This is a genomic window from Hyphomonas sp. (assembly GCF_040882205.1).
Lineage (GTDB): Bacteria > Pseudomonadota > Alphaproteobacteria > Caulobacterales > Hyphomonadaceae > Hyphomonas.
Window position 1 is genome coordinate 1 of the sequence record NZ_JBBEBT010000138.1, and the last position, 4,907, is coordinate 4,907.

General features: G+C 62.6%; 3 protein-coding genes. All 3 read right to left on the bottom strand.

Annotated elements, in window-relative coordinates; genetic code table 11:
* Positions 1-141: 141 nt before the first annotated feature.
* Positions 142-1,038, bottom strand: coding sequence for a transglutaminase domain-containing protein (locus tag WEA77_RS05470; RefSeq protein ID WP_368066858.1), 897 nt, complete (start codon positions 1,036-1,038; stop codon positions 142-144).
* A gap of 9 nt (positions 1,039-1,047) precedes the next feature.
* Positions 1,048-3,438 (bottom strand): circularly permuted type 2 ATP-grasp protein, encoded by a 2,391-nt coding sequence (locus WEA77_RS05475; protein WP_368066859.1) that lies wholly within the window; start codon positions 3,436-3,438, stop codon positions 1,048-1,050.
* 3 nt (positions 3,439-3,441) lie between these two features.
* Positions 3,442-4,907, bottom strand: a 1,466-nt coding sequence (locus WEA77_RS05480) for a transglutaminase family protein (RefSeq protein ID WP_368066860.1), incomplete at its 5' end; no start/stop codon positions are given.

Genomic DNA, 4,907 nt, shown 5'->3' on the forward strand with positions numbered 1-4,907 from the left:
GGGTCTGGCCTGCCTGTGGGCTTTTGTGAGTCTACGTTCTGCAGAAAACGCTTAGGAAATCTTGGGGTTCAGGCGGACTGCAATGCTGATCGCAGTTGCATTTCGGCGCAGAGTATTTCTGCTCAAGCTCAATCCTGAGCTTCAGAGCGGGGGGCGGGCCGGGTCCGCTTCGACGAGATCCACCGACTGTGAACTGCGCTGGCCGCCGGCGGTCCTGAGCACGCCTTTGGCGGGCGAAACGTCGCAATAGTCGCGGCCATAGGCGACAACGATATGCTGATCTCCGACATCAGTTGCGTTGGTCGGATCATACTCGATCCATCCGATGCCGGGACCACACCAGGCGCGGACCCAGGCATGCATCGCGTCCGCCCCGGCAAGGCGCTCGGCGCCCGGCGGCGGCAGCGTGCGCAGGAGACCGCTCACATAACTGGCAGGGATGCCGACGCCCCGCAGGCAGGCAATCATGATGTGGCTGAAATCCTGGCAAACGCCGCGGCGCGCCGCAAATGCCGTCTCGTGCGGGGTGTCGACCTCTGTCGCCGCAGGGTCATAGATCATTTCAGCGTGTAAAGCCTCGCCAATCCGGCGAACCGCTTCGGCAACACCTATGCCGTCTGGCAGTATGCGGAGTGCGAACTCCGTCGTGTCACGTCCGGGCCGCACGAGACGTGATCGCGCGGTAAAGTGGTGGGGCGAGTCCGGCCCAAGGCCGCGGTAGCGCCGCAAGGCTTCCTGCAGATCTTCTATCTGCGGGCCAGGCGCCGGAGATACGTCAGCAGACGTGCGCTTGATCCGGGCACGGACTGAAATTTCAAACCGCCGGTGCTCGCCGCGCAGCAATACGTCGCGGGCCTGATTACCGAAAGAATCCACGAATACGCTGCGCTCGGCGGGATCGGGCGCAATCAGAAGTGTCGAGGCAATCGTCTTCTGGCGGCCGGGAATGTCCCTTGGCGTCACACGCAGGACATGGCGGCTTGATCCCGCAGCGGCGGCATAGATATAGGCTATTTTCAGACGGAGATCATACAGCATGCCGCGTCCCTAACTCAGGTAAGTGAGTGTCAGCTGATCCGACAGGTCGGCAAGCTCGGCTCTGATTTGCAGGAACGCCTGCGCGTCAAGGCTTTGCGGCGTCTGGACGGCGACTTCCGTGTGGACCTTCATCGACAGGCGGATCAATGGCGACGCCATTCCGTCCACCGCTGCGTTTGGCATCGCCTCCAGATGTGTATTGAGCTGATCGAGCTGGTGAAGGAGCGAACGCGGATTGCGCCGGTCGAGACACAGCAATGCCGTGACCGTCGCACAGGACATGTCGAAACCGAAACGTCGGTGATGCGCCAGCTTGCTGTCTGCGCAGTCCAGAGCTGCCTCCATCGCGCCGGGCGGCGCTTTGGGGTCCACAAGGCTTGAAACCATCGAGCAGGTTGACAGCGCCCGCTCAAGCGCACGGCCCGCCGACAGGAACCGCCAACCGGAACTGCGGTACATGTTTTCCCGCACCATACCGGAAAAGCCGATCGTCTGGCGCAGGATGTCGCCCATGTGCGAGGCTTGTGAAATATCGGCGCTGCGGGGCTCGATCATGGTTCCCAGTCCTGCGATGGCGACTAACGCATCCGGCGCCAGGCGGTCGCGCAGGTGGCGCGAGCAGCGGGCCGCAGAACGGACGGCCATGGCGATTGCAGCCGGCGGATTCTGATTCGGATCAACGCCGAGATAGCGCAGATATCCGGTCAGGTAGTCGATCAGCGGCGGGTTTGAACTGCGCAGTTCAGTAAGCCGGATATCGAATACCCGCGTCAGGCGCGTCAGGAATTCCGCGCGCTCAATGTAGCGCCCCAGCCAGTAGAGATTTTCTGCAGCTCGGCTCGGCAGTTCCGCCTCATCACCACCGATTTCACGGTCATGTCCGACCCCGATCATGGTATTCGCCACGATGGGTGTTTCAGACATGATCCACACGTCAGCACAAGAACCGCCAGCATGCATACTGAGGCCCGTGACATCGTTTGACCGGCCAATGCGGGCGTAGCCTCCGGGCATCGCAATCCAGCCATCGGCGTGGCGCGCGAGAAACACCCGCAAGGTCATCGGACGCGGTCGAAGCGCGCCGTCAACGAAGGCGGGACTGGTGGACAGCGTGATCGCTTCCTGTCCGACAAGGTAGCCGGCTTCCGTGTCGAGCAGGCCTTGCAGAGACTGAAAGGCTTCGGAGCGAAGCTTGCCGCCGATGGCGGAGGTGTCTTCACGGTCGAACGGCAAGCGCGTCGACAAGGCGGGTGCGATCATCATGGCGTCGAGATTGCCGCGCACATGCGCGCGTTCCTTGGCCTGTCCGCACCACCAGGTCGCGATGTTCGACAGGCGCAATGGCTCGCCTGTCATGACCCGGCAAATCTTGGGCAGGAATGCCATGAGGGCGCGTATTTCGACGGCGCCGCTGCCGATTGCATTGATCATCGTGACGCCTTGCTGGCGCATGGCGCCGACCAGCCCGGGCGTCCCGATCTTCGAGGCTTCGTCCAGTTCCAGGGGATCTGCAAAGCCGGAATCGATCCGCCGCCAGAGAACATCCACGGGGCGCAGGCCGCTGATGGTGCGCACCATCGGGCGCCCGCGCTCGACGACGATGTCTTCGCCTTCCAGCAGCGCGAGACCCAGATACCGCGCCGTGTACGCGTGTTCGAAATAGGTATCGGCATGCGAGCCCGGGCTGAGGATCGCCGGAACCGTGGCGTCCGGACCGCGCAGGGAATGCAGGTAATCGCGGAAAGTGCGGAAGAAGCCGGCGAGGCGTTTGACCTGAGCAGACTGGAAGTACTCCGAAAAGATGCGCGAGGTCGCGACGCGGTTCTCCAGCGCAAAGCCGGCACCGGACGGCGCCTGCGTCCGGTCGTTCAGCACCCACCATTTCCCGTTTGGCGAGCGGCCAAGCTCGAATGACAGGAAGTGAAGGAAGTTGCCGGTCCGGGGCGTCACGCCAGCCATGGGCCGGATCCATTCCGGGTTCTGCGCAAGCAGCATGGGGGGAAGCCATCCTTGCTCGACCAGACGGTTAGGCCCGTAAATGTCACGCATGACGAGTTCGAGGAGGTCAGCGCGCTGGACCAGGCCAGATTCGATTTCAGCCCATTCGCTTTCGGAAATCAGCACCGGGACATGGCTGAGCGGCCAGGGGCGTTCGCGCGATGTGCCACCGTCTACATGCCGGAAATAGACGCCGGAGTCGGCGAGGTATTGGTCACCCAGGGCGAACCGCGAGGCGATCTCTTCCTGCGACATCTGCGAGAAGCGGTCGATGAACTCGCGCCAGACCGGGCGGATCTGGCCCTGCGGGTCGATCAGTTCATCCGGAATGCCAGCGATGGGCTGATATGACGCCAGCGCTGCTTCGATTGCCTGAGAGAACTGGGGCCTGCGCTGCGGCATGAATTACAATCCTGGTGCCCTCCTGAGATCGAGCGTCAGGGGGTAGTACATATTGGGCAGTTCCGCCGGAGGCGAATACCGCCCCGGAGTATGCCCGCTCGCTTCGAACCTCGCTAGTCGGCGCGCTTCAGCCTCATTTGCGTTGACCGGGAATGTTTCATAGCTGCGCCCCCCCGGGTGGGCGACATGATAGACGGCGCCGCCAAGTGCCCGGCCGCTCCAGGTGTCATAGATGTCGAAATGCAACGGCGCGTTGACCGGCAAGGCAGGATGAAGCGACTCGGCGGGCTTCCAGGCCTTGAACCGGACGCCTGCCACCGAAGCGCCCTCCTCGCCGGCCGGCACGAGCGGAACGCGCCGCCCGTTGCAGGCGACGGTGTAGCGCCCCGGAGCGGCAGATTTCAGCTTCACCTGAAGCCGTTCCACCGAACTGTCGGCATAGCGCACCGTGCCACCGATGGCGCCCATTTCGCCGAGGACATGCCAAGGCTCCATAGCCTGGCGGATCTCGAGTTTTGCAGTCTCATAGGCGACCTCCCCGCAAAATGGAAAACGGAACTCCGCCTGCGCCTCGAACCAGGCCGGGTTCATCTTTATTCCGTGGGCTGACAGATCGGACAGGACTTCCAGAAAGTCCTGCCAGATGAAATGCGGCAGCATGAACCGGTCATGCAGGGCTGTGCCCCAGCGGACGAAGGCGCCATCGGCGGGCGTTTCCCAGAAGCGGGCGATCAAGGCCCTCATCAGCAACTGCTGGGCAAGGCTCATCCGCGCGTCTGGCGGCATCTCGAAGGCGCGAAATTCGACGAGGCCGAGCCGGCCAGTGGGGCCGTCGGGAGAATAAAGCTTGTCGATACATATTTCGGATCTGTGCGTATTGCCGGTGACATCGATAAGGCAGTTCCGGAGCAATCTGTCGATCAACCATGGCGCAACTTCACCGTCGCCCGGCTTCGGAATCTGCGCGAGCGCGATCTCCATCTCGTACATGGTGTCATGGCGCGCCTCGTCGATGCGCGGCGCCTGGCTGGTGGGGCCAATGAACAGGCCGGAGAAGAGGTAGGAAAGACTTGGATGGCGCTGCCAGTGCAGGATGAGGCTCTTAAGCAGGTCTGGACGGCGCAGGAACGGGCTGTCCAACGTCGTCGCGCCGCCAACAACGACATGATTACCGCCGCCCGTACCGGCGTGCCGGCCGTCGATCATGTATTTATCAGTGCCCAGACGGATGCTGCGCGCTTCTTCATAGAGCGTGGTCGTGTTGCTGAGACACTCGTCCCAACTCGCAGCGGGATGGATGTTGACCTCGATCACGCCGGGATCGGGCGCAACCCTGATGACGTTCAAGCGCGCGTCCGGCGGCGGCGCGTAGCCTTCTATATGAACCGGCAGGTTCAGGTCTGAGGCTGCGTTCTCTGCGGCAGCGACGAGTTCAAGATAATCTTCCACTGACTCCACGGGCGGCATGA